This window comes from Pseudoalteromonas rubra, assembly GCF_005887115.1.
In the GTDB taxonomy this organism is placed as follows: Bacteria; Pseudomonadota; Gammaproteobacteria; order Enterobacterales; family Alteromonadaceae; genus Pseudoalteromonas; species Pseudoalteromonas rubra_F.
This window is the reverse complement of sequence record NZ_PNCJ01000041.1, coordinates 14,360-38,620: the sequence shown is the minus strand read 5'-3', so window position 1 is coordinate 38,620 and position 24,261 is coordinate 14,360. Positions and strand designations below refer to the sequence as shown.

Here is a 24,261-nt window from a genome sequence, read left to right as displayed (position 1 = left end):
GCACTTTGTTCTACTGCGGGTGACTTCTTATGCCGTACCACCGACAGTGAGCTCATCAATTTTCAAGCTAGGCTGACCCACTCCAACAGGCACACTCTGACCGTTTTTACCACAGACACCGACACCCGTATCTAATTCCAGATCATTACCTACCATTGAAATTTTTTGCATTACATCTGGGCCATTACCGATCAGCGTAGCGCCTTTTATGGGCTGTGTAACTTTACCATCTTCAATCAAATAGGCCTCAGATGCAGAAAACACGAACTTACCAGATGTAATGTCCACCTGACCACCACCGAAGTTAGGAGCGAAAATCCCCTTCTTGACCGAGGCAATTATCTCGCTCTGGCTATGTTCACCAGGCAGCATATAGGTATTGGTCATTCTTGGCATTGGTAAGTGTGCGTATGATTCACGTCTGGCATTACCTGTCGGCGCCACGCCCATCAACCTGGCATTGAGCTTATCCTGCATATAACCTTTCAACACCCCCTTTTCGATGAGGACGTTATAACCGGCCGGCGTCCCTTCATCATCAATGTTCAATGAGCCTCGGCGATCATTCATAGTACCATCGTCTACCACAGTACACAGGCTGGATGCCACTTGCTCACCGACACGACCGCTAAACGCAGATGCTCCTTTGCGATTAAAGTCGCCTTCAAGACCATGGCCAACAGCTTCATGCAGTAACACACCAGGCCAGCCAGCACCCAATACCACAGGCATAGTGCCCGCTGGCGCATCAACTGCTTCCAGGTTTACCCGGGCTTGGTGAACGGCTTTGGAGACGTATTGTTGCCAGCGCGGTTTGCCATCTACCAACTCGCGAAAATAGTTGTAGTCCAGACGTGCGCCGCCCCCCGCGCTACCGCGCTCCCGGCGACCATTTTTAGCCAATAATACAGAACAATTTAAACGTACCAGAGGACGAATATCCGTTGCAAACGTGCCATCACTGGCCGCAACCAATACTTCCTCGTATACAGCCGCCATTGAACTTACTACCTGCTCAGCCTCCGGAGCCAATTCACGGATTGCGGCTTCTAGTTCGCGTAATAAAGCAACTTTTTCAGAATCACTCATACTCAGCAGCGGCTGAGTTGCCTCAAACTGGGTCGCGGCTTTAACATCACTGAACACCTGCACCTGCTTGTCTTCCCCCTGCTGTGCAATGCTTCTGGCCGCCATAGCTGCCTGATTTAATGCTTCCATATTTATGGCATCTGAGTAACTAAAACCAGTTTTTTCACCACTCACAGCACGCACTCCAACACCGCGTTCTATATTGTAACTCCCCTCTTTGACAGACCCATCTTCCAGCACCCAGGTCTCGTGATAGCTGGATTGGAAATACAGATCAGCATAATCCACCTTGTGCTGATGAATGTATGCCAGCGTCTGCTGCAGCTGCTCACGGGTTAAGTCACTGTCAGTCAGTAAATGTTGTTCAACGTGCTCGCTACCAAAATTACTCATAAAAATCGCTCTTAAATCGGTTATGTGCCGCAACCGGCATTTTCTGTCGGATGGCGTGTAGTGCAGCCAGGTCAACTTGTGCGTGAATAATTTCCACTTGGGTTGAAGCTTCTGCCAAACAAGTCCCCCAGGGAGACACTATCATGCTATGGCCATAGGTTTGCCGACCATTTTCGTGATGCCCAACCTGAGCCGCAGCCACCACATAACATTGTGTTTCTATCGCCCGCGCTCGCAACAAAGTCTGCCAATGCGCATCGCCGGTTACGGTTGTGAATGCACTGGGTACCAGTATTGTCTCAGCTCCCTGTTCACGCATCATTTGATAAAGGCCTGGAAAGCGCACATCATAGCAGACACTCAGCCCAATGCGGCCAAAAGGGCTTGCCACAGTGACCACGTTTTCGCCGGCGCGGGTCAAGGTAGATTCCCGATATTGCCCCGCATTGTCTGCAACATCCGCATCAAACAGATGGATCTTATTATAGCGTGCAACTTCAGTCCCTTCATTGTTAAACAATAAGCTGGCAGCATAATAACGACCCTCACCATCTTTAATCGCGATGGTGCCCGCAGCTAACCAAATATCAAAGTCTCGACAAAGCTGTTGAATTTGTCCGATCCAGTTATGACTTTCCTCAGCTTGTGCCAGTGTCTGTTGAGGCGTTTCGCAAAACGCCAGCCATGATTCGGGCAAACACACCAACGCAGGCTGCTTTAGGGTCTGTGTCTTAAGTAGTTCCCGCAACTGCTTCAGGTTGTGTGCAGGGTGTGTCCCCGAACACATTTGCACGGTATAGATATGACTGATACTCATGGCTTTTCCTCGTTAACCATCGAAGGTTCTGCAGCTGTCTTAACTGCAGTACTCGTACCGACTTCCGGTGTGCCCTGTTTTCCTGGCTGCTCAGTTTGTTTCACTTCCTGTTGAAGCTGTGCTGGCCCCTCAGCGTTATCAGGCTCAGCATTCGGAGGTTTAGGTAATTCAACTTCCCGGCTCTTACGGTCCAGCTCCGTGACGACAGGTTCCGTCATAGTGCCTGTCACTTTGAACTTAATTTCTGAGATCACGCGCGCGGAGTGGATCACCTTGTCTATTGCTAATGCGGCAAGACCCGTCACGGGGTTAACCATCCAGCCAACAATAACAGGTAAACTCGAGGTGACCTGAGGCGCCACAGCCAATTCATAATCAATGGCCTGGCTATTTAGATCTGCATAGCCTCTGACAGACAAATCAGCTGGCACTCCATCCAATTGAGTGTCTTCCGTATAGACAACTCCATTGTTCAGCTGGAATGTCCCATCAATTTGGTTGTAAAAAAACCCTTTTGCAAACACGTCACGAAAGTCTAGCTTGAGCTTGCGCACCAGCGAATCCAGACTGAGTAAAGAAAACACGCGTGCCCCATGATCACTTATCTCCGCCAAATGTCCCTCACCCAGTTGCCATTTAACTTCTCCATCCAAGCTGGCAACATCAAATTCATAAGGAGGTTTAGCCCAACTCAGTACAAACTCAATATCAGCACTGGAGTCCTGAACGCTTGAGGTAATATCAAACTCTTCCATGAGTTGACCAAAATCGTCACTGACAAGGGTTCCATTAAAGTAGGTTCGACCATCGCGCCACCCCCCATTGCCCGTTAGCAAGTGGTCCCCCTTATCAACGCTCAGCTGATTTATCAGCAACTCTTCACCATTACCCGCTAATGTCAGGTTGACCTTATCGAGCTGATACTGGGCAATTTTGCAGTCATCACAGTTTAATTCAATAGCCGGCATACTTGCTAACCATTGATGTGATTCTTGAGTGCCTTCATCTTGTGGCGCATCTTCTGCTGTGACCGCATTTTCCTCTATAGGAATGGGGTTCAAACGCAGGTAATCCGCCTGGATCTGAATTGGCTGCGTTGACTTGCTGTCCGGGATTTGCACCTGTGCTCGCAGTTCCTTGCCATTCAATCTGGCCTGTAATCCCTGGGCACCCGGAGTTAAGCTTAACTCAAAGTCACTGACTGCGAGCTCAAGCGCATTCAGCTGCGTAACTTGGGCACGTAGCTCACCAAAGGCAGGCAAGATCCCCGGTTCAGTTGACGGTTGCTCAACCTGCTCAATGATACGTTCAATAAAAGGCAACCAAGGTGCCAGAGACAGCTGAGGCTGAGTAATTGCGATGTTAAAGCCAGGCTCACTTAACGCACTATTATCTTTGGCAAGAACCAGCTGAGCACGCTCAATCGTGCCGCTGTTGTTGTCCAAAATGCCATCAAAATAGAGTTGTTCCCCCAGCGCCACGCTGATTAGGTTCGAAATGTCATCGCCACGCACTTGTGCTTGTAATTGCATACGCTCATTGACCTGCTTACCAACTGGCTTGGGTAATTCTATTGCCGCACCGTGCAAGTCTGACCTGAAGTTTGCTTCATAGCTGAATCCTTGCTCCGTAAAATCGAGCATCACACTGCCAGCCAGTAGCGCCTGTCCATCTACAAACCCATCCATCAAACCTTGTGTCAGCGGCATCAGCTTGTCACTGTCTGCACTCAGCCTTGTTTCTATTCCCAAACGATAGCGACTGCTGTCTCCTTGTCCGGATAAACTAAATAGCAAAGGCATACCGCGCCACAATGCTCGTGTATTCTCCAGCTCAATATTGTCATCAATGAAATTAAGCGTACCACTCAACTTATCGAGCGCCATACCCGGCTGTTGCAGATAGAGCGCATTATCTGTAAATTCAACGGATCCCAGCACATTGACATCCAGCGAAGCCAAATCAATTAACAGGTCCACATTGCCCGTTACATCTCCCTGGACCTGAGCAACCTGAAGAATATCAGCAAGAGGGTCTGCGATGGGTGTTGCACTAAAAAATGCGGCCAGGGTGCTGGCCTCTGTGGTATGGGCAATATTCACGGTCAGCAGATCTGTTTGTTCAAGGTCAGCCAGGCTGACAACTACCCCAGTGTCCAATTCCTGGTTTAATAATGTGCCTTGATTCACAGTGATATCCATCCGCTCATCCGCAAAGTGCAGAGTCACATCACCATCGTGCAAAGCCGCCCAGTCAGGTGCAAAAGCAAATTTAGCCTGATCAATACGCGCCAACACTTCAAAACGGCCCTGATGACCGCGATAGGGGAATTGGCTCAACGGTCCGGACAACAATACCTGAGTATGTCTTAGTCGTCCTCCCTGGATCCCATTATTCAAATAGTCGACCAGGTTTTCATTCATCAGTTGTAGCGGAAAATACCGCCCAGCTATGCTGGCGTCACCACCAAATACATCGGCATAGAGATCAAGCTCTGGCTCATCCAACAGACGCAAGTGCATCTCCAAAGCTAAGCTCAAATCATCATTGCTAAGCCACAAGTTATTCGATAAAACGTGCCATTGCTGCGCATCGTCGAGGTAAAAATGAATATCGCCATTGAGTTCATTGACTGCCAGTGGCGCGATAAATTGTTCTTCCACCTGCAATGCTTGGTTCTGAGCACTCACGGTTACCACGCCACGATCGGGGGCCAGTGTCAGCTCAGCATTCAATCCGGAAAAGCCCGGGATCCCGCCATTTTGCAACCAGCCCATATCCTGCAGAGCCAACCACATAGACATCGGTTTACCGTCTTCAAGTAACAGCCTGGCCGCAGCAACCTGACCAAATGGAGAAAGTGTTTTTACTTGCTTCGCCCAGTCAAAGTGTGTCAGCGATACAAGCTGAGCAACATAAGTCAGATCCAACTGCTGCAGCCACAAGATGCGTTCACCCTCGCTGAATTGCCCCTGAATACTCATAGGTGCAAGGCTTTGCTTATCCTGTGATAACTTTAATTCGGAGCTGCTCAGCGCCCAACCACCTTGCGCTGGCTGCAAGTAAAGAAAGCCACCTTGCACGCCCAGTTGCTTGTCGACTTGCTCCTGCTGCCAGCTAATATGACTGGGTAACCAATCCACTAATACATCTTTAAGTTGTCCTTGCTCCAACTGTGCCCAAAGCTGCATGCTAACACTGGAGGTGACGTCGCTGTATTGAGGGTCAAGGTAGGCCTGCAGCCAACTCGTTATCTCAACCTGTTGCGCATCGATAAAGATATCGCCCGCCATAGCATGAAGCTGCTGGCCATGGAAACGAAAACGCGCATTAACTTGGCCCTTAGACAGTCCGGGCAAAGAGATTTGCCCCTCTCCATGATGCATGTCTGCACTATTTTGCCAGATCAGATCCGGCACCAATAAAGTATGTGAAGTATCGTCACTGAGCAGTAAAGTCACTTGGCTATTCTGAACAGCAAAATGCCCGGTGTCGCCCAAAAATAGTTCTTCAATCAACGCCTGTTGCTCAAACTCCCCGCTGCTCCCCTCCATATCAGTCGTCATCGCACCGATATCTAGCGTGGCATCAAATCCATCCAGCACGAAATAGTTGGACACCAATCTCCATTGTCGGACGGATTCAACCAAGTTGAGCTGCAAACTCGTTTGTGCAATATGCAAAGAAATTGGAGAACGAAGATTATCTTCAAAACTGACATCACGAAGCACCAGCGCGGGTCCGTTGCCCTGCCAGCTGGCACTGATACTACCAATATTTAACTCGACGCCGAGCTGCTGGTAGAGCAACGATTCGATGTCATTTTTATACTCATTGGCATAAGGCAGACTGTATTTAACCAGAGATACCAAGACGGCAAGCAGTACCAATGTGACAGCAAACACCTGCCATATTTTTCGCACACAAAAAAAGCAAACCGTCTTTACTTGCATCATGTTACTACATCATGACGACATCAAACTGCTCCTGGCTGTACAGGCTCTCAGTCTGAATATTGACTTGCTTACCGATAAACAACTCCAGTTCTGCCAGATTGTGATATTCGTCATTGACCAATGCCTCGCTGACAGCCGGTGATGCATAGACCATGAATTTATCGGCATCGTAGGCACGGTTTACACGCACAATTTCGCGTAAAATTTCGTAGCAGACGGTTTCAACTGTCTTGAGTGAGCCGCGACCTGAGCAGGCAGGGCATACGTCACACAGAATGTGCTCAAGGCTTTCTCGCGTGCGCTTTCGAGTCATTTCAACCAAGCCCAACGCAGATAACCCATTGATATTAGCCTTGGCCCGATCTTTTGCCAGTGCCGTTTCCAGTGAGTGTAAAACCCGGCGTTTATGCTCGTCCGAAATCATATCGATGAAATCAATAATGATTATACCACCCAGGTTGCGCAGCCTGAGCTGCCTTGCAATGGCAGAAGTCGCCTCAACGTTGGTGTTAAAAATGGTCTCTTCAAGGTTACGGTGACCAACGAAAGCGCCAGTGTTCACATCAACCGTAGTCATGGCTTCAGTTTGATCAAAGATCAGGTAACCACCCGATTTCAACTCCACCTTACGATGCAATGCTTTTTGAATTTCGATCTCAACATCAAATAAGTCAAAAATTGGACGCTCTCCCGGGTAGTATTCGAGCGTTTGTGACAGCTGTGGGACGAACTCTTCTGTAAAATCTTTTAGCTGCTGGTAGGTCAGTTTAGAGTCAACACGGATACGTTCCATGTCTTCCCCAACGTAGTCCCTGAGTGTGCGAAATGCTAAAGTCAGATCCTCATGGAGAATACTCGCTTTGCTGGTTTTTCTTCGGCGTTTAATGATTTTTTGCCAAAGCTTCTTAAGAAACTCAGCATCATGCTGTAGCTCTGCTTCCGCAGCCCCTTCCGCTGCCGTGCGAACTATAAAGCCACCATTTTCATCATTATATTGAGCAACAATTTTTTTCAACCGACTGCGCTCTTCTTCGGTCTCGATGCGTTGGCTTACACCCACATGGGTCGCATCCGGCATAAACACCAGGTAACGCGACGGAATGGTAATGTCTGTGGTCAGGCGGGCACCTTTCGTGCCGATAGGATCTTTCACCACTTGCACCATTATGAACTGGCCCTGTTTTACCAGCTCACGAATATCTTGTACTTTCTTAATTGGCTGATCGTCAACCCCCTCTTCAATCGAGGCGCTGTTAACAATATCGGATGCATGCAAGAAAGCGGCTTTCTCAAGGCCGATGTCGACAAAAGCGGCCTGCATTCCCGGCAGAACACGGCTGATTTTGCCCAGATAGATATTACCTACAATACCGAGATTACCAACTCGCTCTACTTGTACCTCTTGTAAAACACCATTTTCAATGAGTGCAACCCGGCTTTCGCTGGGAGTCACATTGATCAATAACTCACTACTCATCTACACCCGCCATAAATGCTTTAATCAGTTCATCCGTCTCGTATAAAGGTAAGCCGACAACGGCGAAATAGCTACCTGATAACTGAGTAACAAAACGCCCACCTAACCCTTGAATGCCATAGCCTCCCGCTTTATCCTGCGGCTCTCCACTTTGCCAGTATTGCTCAATTTCCTGTTCACTCAAGGGTTTAAATGTAACATCTGTTATCACAGTTCGACTTAGGATCCGATCTATACCGGCAACAGCAACCGCGGTCATGACTTGATGCGTTTTACCAGACAGCGCCTGCATCATGACCATAAAGTCATTTTTGTCTTTGGGCTTGCCCAGCGCCTGCTGTCCGAGGACGACAATGGTATCACTGCCTAGTACAGGTGCATCCTGATAGCCCATAGAAACGCCACTGGTGGCCTTCAAGCGCGCCAGGCGTTCGACATAAATCAACGGCGTCTCGCCGGTTAATTGACTTTCGTCTGCATCTACAGAAAATTGCGAGAAAGAATAGCCAAGCTGAGTCAACAGCTCGCGCCTGCGTGGCGATGCTGACGCCAGATAAAGTGTTGGTGCCATTAACGGATCCTAAAATGCCTGCGATACTTGCGTAATAGCAGGAAAACCCAGGGCCAGCACAACATACCAATTAAGGCCGGCCATAAATATCTTGGGTTAAAATAAATGTCTAGCAGGAAGTGATTCAGCCAAAACTGCAGCAAATGATATAAAGCTAAAAACAAGCCAATAAGCACTGCCTGCTGCCAGATTGAAAAGTTCCTAATCTTTTGAAAATTGCTGGTCGTGATATACAAACAAATGGAATAAGTCAGTGAATTCACACCCAACGGAGAACCCGTCGCCAGATCCATAACTAACCCTGTACACCATGCCCAACCAATGTTGACACGATGCGGTAAGGCAATAGACCAATACATTAATACCAGTAAGACCCAGTCAGGCCTAAATGGTTCAAAGGAGATGGGCAGCGGCATCAAAGCCATAATTAGCGCAACAAACAGGCTTAGGGCGACCAGCGCGTAACTTCGGTTCATGCCTCAGGCTCCTCTTTGGCCATTTTGCCCAAGATCACCAGCAGACGAATACGATCCAGCTGGGCCACAGGCTCGGCATACACTTTAGAGAAAGGCAGCCCTTCATCACGATCTATCTCAGTTACCACGGCAACTGGGTATCCCTCTGGAAACGTACCACCCAACCCGGAAGTCACCAGGATGTCTCCTAAACGAATATCAAGGCTGTGTGGTACATGCTGCAATTGCACCAGATTGATTTTACCTGTGCCTTCCACCACGGTACGTACATCATTGCGCAGGATCCGTACAGGCGTAGCATGGGTCGTGTCTGTCATGAGTAATACACGGGACGTGGTACTACCAACCTGAGTAAGCTGACCAACAATGCCCATTTCATCAATCACAGGTTGACCTTCCAATACACCATCAATGGCACCACGGTTCACCACCACCTGATGACTGTATCGACTCGAACGTACCGATAAAACTTCCGCAATCAAGCGCTCTCTCTGCTGACGAGAAGATGCGCCGAGTAAAGCACGCAGTTGCTGGTTTTCACGTAACAGAAATTGATACTGCTGAAGTTGTTCGCTTTGTAATAGCTGCTTTTTACGTAGTGCTTCGTTTTCCTGAAATAACCGATCTCGAGTGTCCAGACTTTTGGCACCCAGGCTAAAAACTTCATAGGGAACATTCGCCACGTAGAGCAGTGGGCTTACCAATGTATTCAGGCTAGTTCGCACGAAGGTACCGCCCGAGGTATAGCGATCTCCCAGGATCAGCAGTACGCTAAGCACAACTGCGACCGTAAGTCGCAGTTGTAAAGAAATGGTACGTCCAAAAAGCAGGTTCATCAGTCGTAACTAAATACGTCACCACCATGCATGTCTATCATCTCAAGGGCTTTACCACCACCACGAGCAACACAGGTCAGAGGGTCTTCAGCCACCACAACCGGGATTCCGGTTTCTTCCATCAGCAGACGGTCCAGATCTTTGAGCAATGCGCCACCGCCGGTCAGCACCATGCCATGCGCGGAAATATCCGATGCCAGCTCAGGCGGAGACTGTTCTAATGCAACCATGACCGCACTCACAATTCCCATCAGCGGCTCTTGTAAGGCCTCTAAAATTTCATGAGAGTTGAGCGTAAACGAGCGTGGCACCCCTTCTGCTAAGTTACGACCACGTACTTCAATTTCCACTGGCGTTTCGCTCTTAAAGGCCGACCCTATCTCATGCTTGATGTGTTCGGCGGTGGCCTCACCAATCAGGCTGCCAAAGTTACGACGCACATAGTTGATGATCGCTTCATCAAACTTGTCACCACCGATTCGAACAGACGATGAGTAGACCACACCATTCAGTGAGATAATTGCCACTTCCGTGGTCCCCCCACCGATATCGACGACCATTGAACCAGTTGCTTCTGAAACAGGTAAGCCAGCACCAATTGCCGCCGCCATTGGCTCTTCAATGAGATAAACCTCTCTGGCTCCCGCACCCATTGCTGACTCGCGAATGGCGCGTTTTTCTACTTGCGTTGCACCACAAGGGACACAGATCAGCACGCGAGGACTCGGACGCATAAAATTATTATTGTGCACTTGCTTGATGAAGTGCTGAAGCATCTTTTCCGTTACATAGAAGTCAGCAATCACGCCGTCTTTCATAGGTCGAATGGCTTTAATATTACCTGGGGTACGGCCCAGCATTTGCTTTGCGGCAGTACCCACAGAAGCAACGCTCTTTGGTCCACCCGCACGCTCCTGACGGATCGCAACAACTGAAGGCTCGTTCAACACGATCCCTTCTTCTTTCACGTAAATCAGGGTATTTGCCGTACCTAAGTCGATCGACAGGTCGTTTGAAAATAGTCCACGTAGTTTTTTAAACATGAGGCTGGGTAACCTTTAAGAATTCTTTTTGCAAACCATGCAGCGGCTCAGGCCACTGCGTTGAAATTTTTCACTCTATGTCTGAGACACAGTGACTCAGGCATGAATAACGCCGCCCCATTGGCGTGCTTAGACAGCCTTAACGTTCTCTTACTAATCTAAATCCGATGTAATTGGCCCTAAAATCCGGTGTCAGGGCCAAACGCGTTGATACGCGCGCGAGGCTAGGAGCAAAGTTCCAGGCGCCGCCACGTACCGTTACGTCGTCCTGGGAAGCACGCTTTTGCGTCCACTCCCAGACATTGCCAACGGTGTCGTATAACCCGTAAGCGTTGGCCGCAAACTGACCCACAGGTGCTGGGCTCTTATTGGACCACTCACTGCCACACCAGCCGCAGTTCGCTTGGTTGCGACCGATTTCGTTGCCCCAGGGATATTCCGAGGTGGTATCACCACGGGCTGCATATTCCCACTCAACTTCATTGGGCAGACGATATTGCATCCCCTGATCGCCAGACAGCCAGTTCGCATAGGCTTTAGCATCTTCATAAGATACACAGACAACCGGGAAATCATCAGCCTGCTGGTATCCTGGTGCTCTCCAGTTGTAATCTATTTCCCAAACAGGCTCACCATTTTTATAGTGTGCACAGCCTTTTCCCTTCTCTGCCTCAGTAATATACTGAGAACTATCGATAAAACGGCGGAATTCAGAAACAGTGACTTCTTTGCTTTGCATCACATATGAATGGCTTAGCACCTTTTCTACTACCGGGCGTTCATTTGCCAGACCGTTTCCTGTCAAATCACCCATCTTAAAGCTACCAGCAGGAATGATCACCGTTTCATTAATCACCCGGTCTGGATTCACTATTTTAACGGGTTGTGATGCGGCGACTTGCTGTACTGGCTGAGTTTGCTCGCTTTTTGGTGTCGGTGCAGCAATCGACTCAGGCTTTTTTACCAGCCGGGCGTTTAAGGTCCGGGCTCGTCGCAAATTAAGGTTGGCTTTATAAGGCTCATATCCTAATTTGCGTACTTCGATGTCATGCATGCCAGCTGGTAGATTCACCACCAGCTTGGTTGAGCCATAACTGACGCCATTGATAAATACTTCATCGTCATACACGTTGGAACGTAAGGTCAGTTCGACCTCGCGATTTTTTGGCGGCTGAGGCGCTATCTCGGTGGCAATATCGGGAGAGGCTGGCATTCTGGCGACGCTGACCACCGGCTTGTTTTGAGATAAGTCATTGGAAAAAGTCAGCTGCTCGTCACTGTATGTTGTTGGATAATTAGCTTGATACCCCAGCGCCAGTGGTGAGCCATACTCACTGCAATAACGGTTATCTAGGTTCAGTAAGCTACATAAACGGCTATTATTAACATCGCCACGCATGGTCACACTCAGATTAACACTGTAATTGCCCTGACCACTGAACGCACTGCCAACCACGTGACTACTGACAACCTGTACTTGCGCACCTGCCAGGTGACGCTTAGGTTCAACAACTCGTTGCTCCGTTAGGTTAGCAAAAATTTGATCAATAAAATGCTTCGTCGCTTTTTGCAAGCCCAATTGCTGACCACGTTGTTCACACGCCGCCAGTGTTTCAGTACGCTTACAATTGATTGTATGGTCCACCTCTAACGTGCCTTCACGACTGAACTCATTACGCAGGCGTTCTATTCGTGCTGTACTAAGCTGGTCATTCAAACTGGCGATGGTGTTAACTAAGGTGTGCTTGGTAACGCGGATTTGCTCGATATCTTTTCGGTGTGATGCAATCGCCGCCAACTGCATTACAATGTCTTCTTTATTTTGTTTATGCTCTGAAACTGCCTGCTGATATCTGCCCTGTGCCGCCGAGATATCCAGAGAGGGATCATCGATTAGGCGTCGATAAATATCATTCATTGCATCAAGCGCCTGGTTTTTTTCTTTATCCAGCTCCGCGGATCGCTGTCGCAACAGGTCGAGCTGCGCCTGCAAGCGAGTTTCTTCACTCAAGTGTTTATCGAGTACCTGAGTATAGTTATCTAATTCAGCTTGCTTTTCAGTACGCTCAGATTCAATAGCAGTCACAGTTGCAGTATCTTGCGCCGACACACTTAAAGATAAAAGGGTCGCAGAGACAAAAAGAGATAAAGGAGCAATTTGCATAAATTCCATTCCCAACAGCGGCAGTTGTTTGGTCTTTGTTATTTTTTATAATTTAGCGCTTAATGCTATGTACTTAAGAAGTAAAACACAAGCCTAGCACAATTAATATCTGAGTTTACAACTATTAGCCACTTCCTTACCAGTGTTCTACCAAGATTTTCATGAAATAATAGCGGGTATTAGACACTAAACAACACAGACTGAACCTGAGATGGACAAGCTTGATTTTCCTGAGTCTCCGTTACACCAGATCCACTCGCCGGAACTCGATGCAGCCGGCGTATCACTGCGTATTAAACGCGATGATCTACTCCATCCGACAATCCAGGGGAACAAATGGCGCAAGCTTAAATATAACCTCAGAGCAATGGCACAAGATAATAAATCGGCTTTACTCACATTTGCAGGGCCCTTCTCCAACCACCTCTATGCCACAGCCATGGCCTGTAAACAGTTCGGCATTCAGGGCAGCGCCATTATCCGAGGTCCGCAGCTGGATTTAAATAATCCAACAACCCGCTTCGCCAAAGCCTGCGGTATGATATTGCACCCAGTCACTCGCCTGGAATACCGACAGCGCAATGAAAAAAGTTACCTGCTACAGTTACAATCGCGCTTTCCAGACACTTTTATTATTCCAGAGGGAGGCAGCAACCAACACGCCCTCGAGGGGTGCAAAGAATTGGCGCAGAGCCTGCCATCGAGTGATTATGTCTGCTGTGCCGTGGGCAGCGGTGGTACGCTGGCCGGTATGATTGAAGGCCTGGACGACGAGTGTCAGTTACTTGGAGTTACTGTATTAAAAGGCGCGCAGTATCTGCACGATGAAGTTCTGGGGTTAAATCCGCACGCAGCAACGCGCTCCAACTGGCAACTCTTACATGACTACCATGATGGCGGATATGGCAAATTCTCCGCGCCGCTGTGGCAATTTTGTCAACGCATGCGCCAAGAGCATGCCTTGCCCTTAGAGCCTATTTACACCGGCAAGCTGATGTTTGCCGTCTGGCAATTAATTACGCAAGGGTATTTTCCACGCGGAAGTCAGATCATTGCGATTCACAGCGGCGGGTTACAAGGCTTAGATGGGCTACGCTATCGTCAGCTCATCTAACTCGCAGAGTATGTTAGAGTCTTTACAGACTCTGCTCCAGCTGCAGTAAAGGCGCACTGAAATAGTATCCCTGTGCACCATCCACGCCCAGCTTGGTAATACATTCAAATTCCTCTTTTGTTTCGACACCCACGGCGTATACCGGAACACCCAGTTCTTTAGCCTGCGCCACAACCTGACGTACAACGCTGCGCCGCTTGGCTGAATGGTGAACTTCATGGATAAGCTCAAACGCCAGTTTAAGTGCTGCCACTCGACCAAATCCGCGCAGCGCCTCTAGTTTTACTGACGCGTTTACATGATCCAATACAAACCGGCAGCCCAATTCAGACAAAGTCGTGAGGACCTGCCTTGCATACTCTTCATGCAGATAAAAATCCTGCAACGTCAGCTCAAACGCAATATCACTTGCCCGACCAGATGCTTTAACCTGTTCACGCAGCCAGTCGATGAATTCCACATTACTCCAGTTGAGCACATGTAAGTTAACACTCACTGAAAAGCCTGAAGGTTCTTTGGTCAGGGCATTGAGGGCATGACGCACCATGGTTTTATCCAACAGCATAAGGTGTTCAGCCTGGTGAATTTTGTGAATAAACTGCCCCGCAGACATCAACCCTAAAGACCGGTGACGAACCCGTAATAACGCCTCACTTTGGATCACATCCTGTTGCGCAAAGCCAAAAAGCGGCTGAAAGAACAACATAAATCGCCCAGCTTTAATGTCATCAATGATCTCGCTCTCAGCCCGACGTAAGCTGGTGCTTAAGGTATGATTCAGCGGCATAATATGGACATGCTGCCAGACATTACTCTGTGCTATGCTTAGTGCTGATCGCACTACCTGATATACCATAGCCTGATCGGCCCCCTTAGCATAAAAACACACCCCACACTTAACCGCGCTACGTGACAGATCCGGACGAAAAGTCAGTAAAGCCTGGTAGACCACCTCATGGATCCGCCGTGCCAGCGCATCAACATCCACTTTATCAACCGGTGACAGTGTCATAACCAAAGCGCCAGACGACAGATACTTGCATGAACAGCGTTCATATTTTGCAAAGCATCTCGCCAATACCACGCTAAAATGACTTTGCGGATCCAGCTCATCGGGCAACGCCTGGCGCCACTTTAGCATCGCAAACACGGAAACTTTGCAGCTGGCTTCCGCAGCCAGTGCTTTGGCCTGTGTCTCAGGTGCTAAATCAGAGGTAATTGCCTGGGTTTGGACAGTAGCGCGGTGTGTATGAGACTGGTTTCTCATCCACCGGAATAGTAAATAACCGGCCACCAGCATCAGCAGATTTATAAACACAACGAGCGGTAAACAGTCTTGCAAAATGGGGGCTGGAGAGAGCAACAGCTCTGAGCCTGAAAACTGAAAAGGGACACTGTCTGTCATCCACTGCCAAACACTGGCCGTCTGGGCCTGTTCAGCAAAGCCGTAGTGGTGTATCAGGGCCGTAAACTCACCTGAACGCGCAACGCTGACCGATGCGTCGAGTTGACTGAAATGACTTTGCAACTCACCCGCTTGCTGCACTATCTGTGCATGCGTAAACTGCCACAATGCACCGTTGACTAACAACCAGACAACCAAGCTTACCGCGCGCACACTCCACCCGGAAAAAACTTCATTATCTGACCTAACAAATCGATGCATGCCACTACACAAGCCAAAGAACCCTTATCCAAGTTTTGTTCAAGTCCTGCTAAAACTCAAGTTGCAGTGACAGATTCCTCAGGGGGCCAATCAACACTGTCCGACCAGCGTTACAGATGACACCTTAACCCATCAATCTGGGCTTCAAAAACTTGCACCTGATTGCTCGCTCTCCCCTATTCGAACTCTTTCTCTGGCCTTTACACAAACCAAAATCATCGCTTTAGTGGATCATACAACCAAAAATAAAACTACATTGTAGTAATAATACCTTGCGTCAAATTACTATTTTGTAGTAAAAATAAAAAAAGCAATTTTAATGACTTAACACTATGTCTGAAAAAGATAAATTCTTAGGTGAATTCGAACAAATGACTATGCTTGCACTGCTTCATCTTGAAAATGAAGCGTATGGTGCAGCGATTCGACAACTATTGGCAGACCAAGTGAATCGCAATGTAGCCATCGGCGCGCTTTATTCAACGCTAGAGCGATTGGAGCGTAAAGGCATGGTGGAATCGTGGCTAGGTGAAGCCACAGCTCGGCGAGGCGGGCGAGCGAAGCGCTATTTCAAAGTAACTGCACAAGGCCATAATGCCCTTAAGCGCGCCAGACAGGCAATGGACACGTTATGGCAAGGACTGTCCGACTCCCATTCTTTATTCGGAGAAGCACCGTAATGAACCTCAACCCTGGCAAAGAACCCGATATCAAACCGCCAGCATTAGCGAATAAAATCCTATCTATGCTGCTACCTAACAGATTATTAGAAAGTATTCTCGGCGACCTCGAAGAAGAGTTTAATTTACGAGCGAAACAAAGTATTAAACATGCTAATCATTGGTACTGGCAGCAAACTCTTGAAACGAGCATGATTTATCTACAGAAGAAATTGGCTTCTGTAGATGTGTTGGGGCGATTGAATTTTTACTTACCACTTATCATGTTCGTTGTGACTGCGGGTCTAATTGTGTTGCTGTCCATATTGAACGACCCTGCCTTTATTTCTGAAACGTTTTGGGATGAACTGCTACAGGGAAAAATTCATACGGCGCTCTTTAGTGCACATTTTTGGCACAATTTCTGGGACATTTTAGCGCTGGCTGAATGGGGCATGTTTATACATTTCGAGTCTTTGCTCATCTCATTCTTCAGTATCGCAATGATGCTCTGTTTATATAAACAACAACAAGCCTCCCTATTTGAACTCGCTATATCTGGTTATTCACTTGCTTTCATTCCTTACTTATGGAGCATCATGCATATCGAACATCATAGCTTTGAAGCAAAGCAAATAGGGCCCATTGTTGCGACCGGTATTCTTTGCCTGCTATATCAGCTACCACCTGTAAGCTACATTATCCATCGCAAATTACAGCAGTTAAAAACGGAACACTTTGAATTTCAGAAATAAAATAGAACTATATGGAGACGTTATGGCTCGCGTAAAATACAAACTGCTATTGCCTTTTATTGTCTGTAGCTTTGCCAGCATGGGTAATGAAGTATCTTTAACGCCAGTAAATAAAATGGCACCAACAGCCAGCGCTGACGAAGCAATAATACGCCACTGGAGACAACCTGAAATAAAGCGAGAGTTTTGGGATATCTCTGTACTACCACAGGCTTTTATTGATGTTAAGCCAGCCCCGGGAAGTGATGGCTTAGCCGTTGGTGAGTTGGGCGTTGATGGCGGTAAAAAAGCCAATATCCTTGCACTGGCTGATGAGCTTGCCAAAGGAAAGCACGGTAATTTTGACAGCCTGTTAATCCACCACAAGGGCAAACTCATATTTGAGTCATACTACATGAGAGGCCGCATAGATTTATCCCACCCCCAATCATCCGTGACTAAAGCTTATACAGGTATGTTACTTGGTCGTGCTATTCAGCTAGGTTATCTAAGCATGGATGACTTAGACAAGCCTGTGGCGGGTTTTCTGAACAAACTGGACGCTTCAAAGTTTGTTGATGGTGCAAGTCATATTACCTTACACCAGGCTTTAACAATGACGACAGGCCTTAGGGTCAGCGATGCAACCCGTAAGTCTTTGCTGGAACGTCCTGAATTAGTCCCAGGTCAAAAGGAAATTCAATTTCTTTTCGAACACAGCGCACCCATAACACCCGAGTCAAAAGGCTTTTATTACGATATTGGCCCTCAACTTATTATGCAGGTACTTGCGGCTGTAGTCCCCGGCAATATTGAAACATTCATTAAGACAGAATTATTGGGGCAATTAGACATCACAAATTTTGCCTGGAAAACGGCACCGAGCGGCTTACCAGAGTCAATATGGCGGTCGAGCTTAACATCAAGAGACATGATCAAAATGGGCATACTCGCAGCAAATAAGGGCAAATGGAAAGGCAAGCAAATAATTAACCGTGAGTTTATGACCAGATCCACCAGTAAACTGATTATCACAGGAGATGATGAGATTTTCGGAGATGGCAAAGACGTGTCTAACCAGGGTTATGGCTATTATTGGTGGAGTTCAGATCTTCAATACAAAGATAAAAAATATTCGAGTGTCTCTGCACAAGGCGGGGGTGGCATATACATCATTTTAATCGAAGAGTTAGACTTAATTATTGCAGTAACAGCGCATCACGTGGACCATGCAACACAGCAAATTGTAGCTGAGCGAGTTTTACCTGCATTTATCAATTAGCGTCACAGGTGGCTGATCACTTTTTCATAAACTAAAAAGCCGCTTAGCAGCGGCTTTTTAGTTTGTTTTTCAACGCTTATATTCTTACTTTAATTAGAACGGAATATCGTCATCAAAGTCGATGGGCGGCTCCATTGGGTTACTGGCACTGCCGCTTGCATTACCACCGGTGTTGCCACCTGCACTGCCTTGTTGAGGCGCGAAGCCACCTTGCGCAGGCGCACTATGCTGTGGTTGCTGACCCATAGACTGACCACCGCCAAAACCGCCACCTTGTTGTTGGTTTTGCTGAGGCTGTTGTGCTTGTTGAGGCGCAAATCCACCCTGCTGCTGTTGCCCATACTGAGATTGGCCCCCCTGGTTGCCATAGTTAGTCTGGTTAGACTGACCGTAGTTTTGACCACCCTGTTGACCACCCTGATACTGACCACCACCTTGTTCACCGCGACCACCCAGCATTTGCATTTGGCCGCCCATATCTACAACGATCTCTGTTGTATAGCGTTCCTGACCACTTTGATCAGTCCACTTACGTGTCTGCAGACGGCCTTCAATATAGACCTGTGAACCTTTACGCAAATACTCGCCCGCTACTTCTGCCAGCTTACCGAATAGCACTACACGGTGCCATTCAGTGCGCTCTTGCATCTGACCTGTGTTTTTATCTTTCCAACTGTCGGTCGTTGCAATGCTGATGTTCGCTACGCCGTTTCCGTTGGGCATATAACGTACTTCAGGATCTTGGCCTAAATTACCAACCAAAATAACTTTGTTTACACCGCGTGCCATGGCACCCTCTCCTCACACTATTGCAAGCTAGCGCAAGCCCAGGGCTTGCTTTGCTTTGTTTAAATCAAATTCTTTATCGTTTACTTTCAAGTAGGTACGATTTTCTTCACTGACAACGGTCGCTTCAATGACCCCGGGTAATGCGACCAGCTGATCAGCCAAAGCATCGGCTTTTTCTGGCCCATCAACCTCAGTCACAAAACTGAGGGTTTTACTTCGCACCGGGATTTGCATACGCCACGCAATAAATAGCCATATTACCCCAATTGCCGCAGCCGCAGCAAACACAGTTTGAGCATTAAACTGCTGGGCCAGGTAGCCACCCATCACACCACCTGCAAATGCGCCAAAAAACTGCGAGGAGGAAAACACCCCCATCGCCGAGCCCTTCTGGGTCGCGGGTGCAATGCGCGATACCAAAGCAGGCATTGTTGCCTCCAGAAAGTTAAACGCAATAAAATACACTGTCATCGCCACCGCTATACCGAGCAGTGAATTTGCCGCAGGGATTAAAGCCAGCGTGCTCAGCACTAGCAAGGCTATCGATGCCAGAAAGACCTGTTTTTCTTTTTGCTTACGAATGGCCACAATCATCAGCGGGGCCATCAGCACGAACGCGAGCAATAACACCGGAATATACAATTGCCAATGGTCCTGCGCAGCCAGGCCATCAGCAATAAGCTGCCCCGGTAGCGCAACAAATAATGTCGTCAACGTTAAGTGTAGCAGCAGCACGCCCAGATCCAGTCTTACCAGCTGTGGATGACGTACTAACTGACGTATGTCTGCCATACTGGCTACCGTGTCTCCTTTGGGCGCCCGATTTACCGCACTTGGCACGATAAACATCACAATTCCGATCCCAAGTACCGCCAGTGCCGCCGTTAGCCAAAAGATACCAGCTATACCAAACGCCGCGGCAACCATAGGGCCCAACAGCATGGCCACAGCAAAGCTCAGACCGATACACATGCCAATGACCGCCATGACTTTGGGCCTTTGCTCATCACGGCTCAGATCAGAGGCCAGCGCCAGCAAGGCACTCGCAATCGCCCCCATGCCCTGTAGGGCTCGCCCTGCTGTCACCCAGTAAATCGAGTCAGCCAATGCTGCTATCACAGATCCAACAGCAAACATAATTAAGCCGGCAACAATAATCGGTTTTCGGCCAAATTTATCAGACAACCACCCCATGGGAATTTGCAGCAATGCCTGTGTCAGTCCGTAAGCGCCTATCGCCAAACCAATCCATAATGGCGACACATCAGTGAGCGATTGACCGTAAATGGCCAACACGGGCATGAGCATAAACAGCCCGAGCATCCGAAAGGCGAAGACACTGGCCAGTGAAATAGCAGCGCGTTTTTCAAGAGAGTTAAGTGATTGTTTCGACATGACACTTATTTGGCTAAGACAAAAACAGGCGCTAGTCTAGCAAAAAAGTAATCAAGTGTTGACGACCAGATCGGATTTTAGTGAGAAAAACCGGTGTTTAGTCTAATCCATACTTGGCCAGGATCTGCTTTAAACGGCCTGAATGTTGAAGTCGCTTAAACGCAGCCATCAATTGCTGCATGTCCTTTGCGGACACAGACTGCTTACTCATGGCATAATAAACAGGCTCTCGGTTCACCACCAGCGGACTCACAGTGATCAGAGCAAAATCCGGGTTGTATTGCGACTGGTACAATACATTAAACTTTTCTTCCAGAAACCCGGCAATTCGTCCATGCTTGAGCAAACTCAGCTTACGCTGGTTATCCGCCACATAAATGAAGCGTTGCGACTCTGCTTTACTCTGCTCTCGCAACAATAATTCATTAAACACATTTCCATAAAATGCACCTTTCTGAATGGCGACAGGCACAGGTAAGGCAAATAGATCGGTCAGAGAATTTACTGTAAACGGACGTGAGCGGTTCATTGCAAACACGATTGTTTCCATTCTTTGCGGGCCAATAAAATAAGCAAACTGCTCTCGCTCAGATGTACGGGTGACGCTAAGCATCATATCAAGCTTGCCTTCCGCCAGCATCTTCAGGGCTCGCCCCCAAGGCACATTAATAAATTGATAGTCACACCCAGCCTCATCCAGCAGAGCTCTGGCAAAGTCCACATCCAAGCCATGCCATTTTAGTGTATTGTCTAACCGCGATTGCGCAGCATAGTTCTCAAACCGGACAACCAGCTCACACCCCACGACGAGCGGCGTAAACAGCGCACATATAAGAGCGAACCAGTGCAAATGTGATCCCCAGATTCAAGGTTTCTCGTAAGTTTAGTTAAGATTGCTTAATTTTACAGACAGGATAGGTTACTCTTGGAGTCTGATAAAAACACTGTAAGTTTGTACAGCAAATAAGGCCACCATGGATAAAATAGAAGTTAGAGGCGCACGCACGCACAACCTCAAAGACATCTCTCTGACAATACCGCGCGACAAGCTCATTGTGATCACCGGCCTTTCTGGGTCAGGCAAATCATCGCTGGCATTCGACACCTTATATGCAGAAGGGCAGCGCCGCTATGTCGAGTCACTATCAGCTTATGCCAGACAGTTTCTGTCGTTGATGGAGAAGCCTGATGTAGATCACATCGAAGGACTTTCGCCGGCCATTTCTATTGAGCAGAAGTCAACTTCTCACAACCCCAGGTCAACAGTGGGTACCATTACAGAGATTTACGATTACCTGCGCTTATTATTTGCCCGTGTCGGTGAGCCCCGCTGCCCTACCCATGATTTGCCACTCAAGGCACAGACTATTAGCCAGATGGTGGATACGGTTATGGCCCACCCCGAAGGCAGCAAGCTGATGTTGCTTGCCCCTGTGGTGAAAAACCGCAAAGGGGAGCACGTTAAGCTTCTGGAGCAACTTGCCAGCCAGGGCTTTATCCGCGCTCGAATCGACGGAGAAGTATGCGATTTATCCGATCCACCCACATTGGAGCTGCACAAAAAGCATACCATTGAGGTAGTGGTTGATCGTTTTAAAGTAAAAGAAGGCCTGGAACAAAGGCTCGCTGAATCTTTTGAAACCGCGTTAGAGCTGGCTGATGGTATAGCCATGGTAGCTTCGATGGACGGTAGCCTCGAAGATGAGCTGATATTTTCAGCCAACTTTGCCTGCCCAACATGTGGCTATGCCATGACCGAGCTTGAACCTCGCCTATTCTCGTTCAATAACCCGGCCGGTGCCTGTCAAAGCTGTGACGGCCTCGGCGTAAGACAGTTTTTTGATCCCAGCAGGGTTGTACAAAATCCAGAGCTGAGCCTGTCCGGTGGCGCCATTAAGGGCTGGGACAAACGTAGTTTTTACTATTATCAGATGCTCAGCTCGGTAGCCGAGCATTACGACTTTGATTTAGAAGTCCCGTTTAAAGACCTGCCAGGCGATGCGCAAAAGGTGGTCCTGGAGGGCTCAGGGCGCACCAAAATTGCTTTCAATTATCGTAACGACAGAGGGGATTTGATCACCCGGAATCATGAGTTCGAAGGCGTACTGAACAACATGAATCGCCGCTATCGGGAAACGGAGTCGGCCTCAGTTCGCGAAGAGCTGGCTAAGTATCAGACCAGCCAGGCATGTCCAAAATGTGGAGGCTCCAGACTCAGAGAAGAAGCGCGACATGTATTCATTGGTGCCACGAATTTGCCAACCGTCACCACTATGAGTATCGGCGAAGCATGTGACTTTTTTGGTGACCTGACGCTCAGCGGCCAGAAGGCAAAAATAGCGGAAAAAGTGCTTAAAGAGATCCGTGACCGGCTGTCCTTTTTGATCAATGTCGGCCTGAACTATCTGTCACTAGAGCGTAGTGCCGATACTCTTTCAGGGGGTGAAGCCCAGAGGATCCGATTAGCCAGCCAGATTGGTGCGGGCCTGGTCGGAGTGATGTACGTGCTGGACGAGCCTTCTATAGGCTTGCATCAACGAGACAATGACCGCCTGCTTAGCACACTGACACACCTGCGTGACTTGGGTAACACCGTGATTGTTGTTGAACATGATGAAGACGCCATACGGGCTGCGGACCACATTATCGATATTGGCCCGGGCGCAGGTGTCCATGGTGGCTATGTGGTCGCTGAAGGCAGCCGCGAGGACATTATGGCCAACTCTGAGTCGTTAACTGGCCAGTACCTCAGTGGCAAGCAAGAAATTGCCATTCCTGCACAGCGTCACCAGCCAGGCGACCAATGGTTAGCGCTCAATGGTGCCAGCGGGAATAACCTTAAGGACGTCAATCTGAAGATCCCATTTGGCCTGATGACATGTGTCACAGGCGTATCAGGCTCAGGCAAATCCACGCTCATTAACGACACACTGTTCAAGCTTGCTCACAGAGAGCTCAATGGTGCTACGGTCGCGGAACCATCACCTTATCAGTCAATTGAGGGCTTGGAACACTTTGATAAAGTGATAGACATAGATCAAAGCCCAATAGGACGTACTCCACGTTCTAATCCGGCAACTTATACTGGGATATTTACGGCGATCCGAGAGTTATTCGCAGGTACGCAGGAGGCACGCTCTCGGGGGTATAAAGTTGGCCGTTTCAGCTTCAACGTAAAAGGTGGCCGCTGTGAAGCCTGTCAGGGTGATGGTGTCATAAAGGTTGAAATGCACTTCCTGCCAGATGTGTATGTCCCCTGTGACGTCTGTACAGGTAAACGATACAACCGTGAAACTCTGGAAGTACTCTATAAAGGTAAGAATATTCACGAAGTGCTCGAAATGACAGTAGAAGATGCCCGTGAATTTTTCGATAAGATCCCGGCCATCAAACGTAAACTGCAGACCCTGATGGACGTTGGTCTGTCGTATATTCGACTTGGGCAGGCTGCAACTACCTTGTCTGGAGGAGAAGCACAGCGGGTTAAATTGGCCCGCGAGCTTTCTAAGCGAGACACAGGGAAAACCCTGTATATCCTGGATGAACCGACTACAGGCTTGCACTTCCATGATATTCAACAGTTGTTAGTGGTGTTACATCGCCTGCGTGATCATGGTAATACTGTGGTGGTCATTGAGCATAACCTGGATGTTATTAAGACCGCGGACTGGATTGTTGATTTGGGCCCCGAAGGTGGCGCTGGTGGAGGTCAAATCCTGATAGCAGGCACGCCGGAAGAAGTAGCACACTGTTCAGCCTCTCATACTGGTCGATACCTTAAGCCTATGTTATAACGGACT

Annotated in this window: 18 protein-coding genes; 5 read left to right on the top strand and 13 right to left on the bottom strand. The window is 48.4% G+C overall.

The window, feature by feature from the left end:
• Positions 1-27: 27 nt before the first annotated feature.
• The 9 genes from tldD to CWB98_RS20345 form a co-directional block, all read right to left on the bottom strand.
• Positions 28-1,482, bottom strand: coding sequence for a metalloprotease TldD (gene tldD, locus CWB98_RS20385; protein ID WP_138546505.1), 1,455 nt, complete (start codon positions 1,480-1,482; stop codon positions 28-30).
• Positions 1,475-2,299, bottom strand: coding sequence for a carbon-nitrogen hydrolase family protein (locus tag CWB98_RS20380; protein WP_138546504.1), 825 nt, complete (start codon positions 2,297-2,299; stop codon positions 1,475-1,477). Before CWB98_RS20380 ends, tldD begins: the two co-directional genes overlap by 8 nt.
• Positions 2,296-6,255: a YhdP family protein gene (locus CWB98_RS20375; protein ID WP_138546503.1), complete on the bottom strand. Its 3,960-nt coding sequence runs from the start codon at positions 6,253-6,255 to the stop codon at positions 2,296-2,298. Before CWB98_RS20375 ends, CWB98_RS20380 begins: the two co-directional genes overlap by 4 nt.
• A gap of 4 nt (positions 6,256-6,259) precedes the next feature.
• On the bottom strand, positions 6,260-7,732 hold the full coding sequence (rng, locus tag CWB98_RS20370) for a ribonuclease G (protein WP_054014273.1): 1,473 nt from the start codon (positions 7,730-7,732) through the stop codon (positions 6,260-6,262).
• The gene (locus CWB98_RS20365; RefSeq protein ID WP_138546502.1) at positions 7,725-8,303 is read right to left on the bottom strand and encodes a Maf family protein; all 579 of its coding nucleotides are present in this window, start codon (positions 8,301-8,303) and stop codon (positions 7,725-7,727) included. Before CWB98_RS20365 ends, rng begins: the two co-directional genes overlap by 8 nt.
• The gene (gene mreD, locus CWB98_RS20360; RefSeq protein WP_138546501.1) at positions 8,303-8,779 is read right to left on the bottom strand and encodes a rod shape-determining protein MreD; all 477 of its coding nucleotides are present in this window, start codon (positions 8,777-8,779) and stop codon (positions 8,303-8,305) included. Before mreD ends, CWB98_RS20365 begins: the two co-directional genes overlap by 1 nt.
• A complete protein-coding gene (gene mreC, locus CWB98_RS20355) occupies positions 8,776-9,615 on the bottom strand; it encodes a rod shape-determining protein MreC (RefSeq protein WP_138546500.1) in 840 nt (279 codons plus the stop codon). The genes mreD and mreC overlap by 4 nt, the downstream gene beginning before the upstream one ends.
• A complete protein-coding gene (locus tag CWB98_RS20350) occupies positions 9,615-10,658 on the bottom strand; it encodes a rod shape-determining protein (protein WP_054014269.1) in 1,044 nt (347 codons plus the stop codon). The genes mreC and CWB98_RS20350 overlap by 1 nt, the downstream gene beginning before the upstream one ends.
• Positions 10,659-10,797: 139 nt before the next feature.
• The gene (locus CWB98_RS20345) at positions 10,798-12,822 is read right to left on the bottom strand and encodes an SUMF1/EgtB/PvdO family nonheme iron enzyme (RefSeq protein ID WP_138546499.1); all 2,025 of its coding nucleotides are present in this window, start codon (positions 12,820-12,822) and stop codon (positions 10,798-10,800) included.
• 211 nt (positions 12,823-13,033) lie between these two features.
• Between CWB98_RS20345 and CWB98_RS20340 the strand changes: the two genes are divergently transcribed.
• Complete coding sequence (locus CWB98_RS20340; protein ID WP_138546498.1) at positions 13,034-13,936, top strand: 1-aminocyclopropane-1-carboxylate deaminase/D-cysteine desulfhydrase; 903 nt, start codon at positions 13,034-13,036, stop codon at positions 13,934-13,936.
• A 22-nt stretch (positions 13,937-13,958) separates the two neighbouring features.
• Here CWB98_RS20340 and CWB98_RS20335 read toward each other — a convergent pair whose 3' ends face one another.
• Complete coding sequence (locus CWB98_RS20335) at positions 13,959-15,554, bottom strand: EAL domain-containing protein (protein WP_171045707.1); 1,596 nt, start codon at positions 15,552-15,554, stop codon at positions 13,959-13,961.
• 380 nt (positions 15,555-15,934) lie between these two features.
• On the opposite strand from CWB98_RS20335, the gene CWB98_RS20330 reads away from it, so the two are divergent.
• Genes CWB98_RS20330 through CWB98_RS20320 form a run of 3 tightly spaced genes read left to right on the top strand, consistent with a single transcriptional unit; the run spans position 15,935 to position 18,277 of the window.
• Entirely contained in the window at positions 15,935-16,282 is a 348-nt protein-coding gene (locus tag CWB98_RS20330) for a PadR family transcriptional regulator (protein ID WP_138546496.1), read from the top strand.
• Positions 16,282-17,016, top strand: a complete 735-nt coding sequence (locus tag CWB98_RS20325) for a permease prefix domain 2-containing transporter (protein ID WP_138546495.1) — start codon at positions 16,282-16,284, stop codon at positions 17,014-17,016. The genes CWB98_RS20330 and CWB98_RS20325 overlap by 1 nt, the downstream gene beginning before the upstream one ends.
• Entirely contained in the window at positions 17,000-18,277 is a 1,278-nt protein-coding gene (locus CWB98_RS20320) for a serine hydrolase domain-containing protein (protein ID WP_249364730.1), read from the top strand. Before CWB98_RS20325 ends, CWB98_RS20320 begins: the two co-directional genes overlap by 17 nt.
• 93 nt (positions 18,278-18,370) lie before the next feature.
• Here CWB98_RS20320 and ssb read toward each other — a convergent pair whose 3' ends face one another.
• From ssb to CWB98_RS20305, 3 genes are all read right to left on the bottom strand, one after another.
• Complete coding sequence (ssb, locus tag CWB98_RS20315; RefSeq protein ID WP_138546494.1) at positions 18,371-19,066, bottom strand: single-stranded DNA-binding protein; 696 nt, start codon at positions 19,064-19,066, stop codon at positions 18,371-18,373.
• Between the two features lie 27 nt (positions 19,067-19,093).
• A complete protein-coding gene (locus CWB98_RS20310) occupies positions 19,094-20,461 on the bottom strand; it encodes an MFS transporter (RefSeq protein WP_138546493.1) in 1,368 nt (455 codons plus the stop codon).
• A gap of 97 nt (positions 20,462-20,558) precedes the next feature.
• The gene (locus CWB98_RS20305; protein WP_138546492.1) at positions 20,559-21,311 is read right to left on the bottom strand and encodes a substrate-binding periplasmic protein; all 753 of its coding nucleotides are present in this window, start codon (positions 21,309-21,311) and stop codon (positions 20,559-20,561) included.
• Between the two features lie 124 nt (positions 21,312-21,435).
• On the opposite strand from CWB98_RS20305, the gene uvrA reads away from it, so the two are divergent.
• A complete protein-coding gene (uvrA, locus tag CWB98_RS20300; protein ID WP_138546491.1) occupies positions 21,436-24,255 on the top strand; it encodes an excinuclease ABC subunit UvrA in 2,820 nt (939 codons plus the stop codon).
• Positions 24,256-24,261: the final 6 nt, after the last annotated feature.